We start from the raw sequence: 875 nt of genomic DNA on the forward strand, positions 1-875 counted from the left end.
TCAAAACTGACAACATCAGCCGCTTTTTTAGTTTATGCCAAATCGGAGGTGTTTGAGGTAGTGAAATATCAAAACAGTCCGATTCCGTATATAGGCGGCAAACGTGCAATGAGAGATATAATCCTTTGGTCATTCCCCTTGATTTACGGAAGATATATCGAGGTGTTGGCAATAACGAACATCATTCGCTGCATACCAAATTCGCTTATACATTTATCAAGATACGTTCCGTCTTTATCTACAACATTATCTTTATATGCGTTTGCATAAAGTCCGGTTTGCGGATGCTGAATGAATTCCGTGCATCGTCTGTTCTCATCACGGCTTGCTCGGTATTCCTCAACATCGCCGTCATGCTCCGCTGTCCTGTATGAATAACGGTAAAATTCCACCGCCATAGCTGTTCACCTCACATATTCATTACCGGGGCTGCCTCGGTCTGTTCATTCTGATCCGCCTGCAATTCGGTATTGCTTTCGGCAGTTTTTTGTCCGTCTGAACGCTTTTGAGACTTTTTATTCCCTGCCTTTTTTGTTTCTTTCCCCTCTTCATGGTTCTGCTCCTCCTGCTGTGTTAATTTCTGTTCGTATGCTTCAAGCACCGCACTGTGGAGATTTTCTCTTCCCTCTTTTGTAATGGGGAAACAAATATCCTCATATTTGGCTCCTGCCTTACGGGAAGGCATTGACACAAACGGACCGTCATTGCCCTCAAAAATCCTCACACCTTTTACAACAAACTCGTCATTGATGGAAACCGAGGCAACTCCCTTTAAGCTTCCGGGTTTGTTAATAAGGTTCACGCTTGCTTTGTAATTCATAAATTCTACCCCTTTCTTTTATATAACTCATCATCCACTTCTTTTAACCTTTCAC

Annotated in this window: 2 protein-coding genes; both read right to left on the reverse strand. The window is 42.6% G+C overall.

Annotation, left to right across the window (positions count from 1 at the left end; translation table 11 throughout):
• Window positions 1–143: 143 nt before the first annotated feature.
• The gene (locus tag H8706_RS12120; RefSeq protein ID WP_262432845.1) at window positions 144–398 is read right to left on the reverse strand and encodes a DUF3849 domain-containing protein; all 255 of its coding nucleotides are present in this window, start codon (window positions 396–398) and stop codon (window positions 144–146) included.
• An 11-nt stretch (window positions 399–409) separates the two neighbouring features.
• Window positions 410–820 carry a SpoVG family protein gene (locus H8706_RS12125; protein WP_262432699.1) on the reverse strand — a complete coding sequence of 137 codons (411 nt, stop codon included), beginning with the start codon at window positions 818–820 and terminating at the stop codon, window positions 410–412.
• Window positions 821–875: the final 55 nt, after the last annotated feature.

It is taken from the genome of Qingrenia yutianensis, from assembly GCF_014385105.1.
Classification (GTDB): Bacteria; Bacillota; Clostridia; order UMGS1810; family UMGS1810; genus Qingrenia; species Qingrenia yutianensis.

Coding starts and splice junctions, on each gene's coding strand:
- H8706_RS12120 (WP_262432845.1), bottom strand. CDS start 398: ATGGCGGTGGAATTTTACCGTTATTCATACAGGACAGCGGAGCATGAC.
- H8706_RS12125 (WP_262432699.1), bottom strand. CDS start 820: ATGAATTACAAAGCAAGCGTGAACCTTATTAACAAACCCGGAAGCTTA.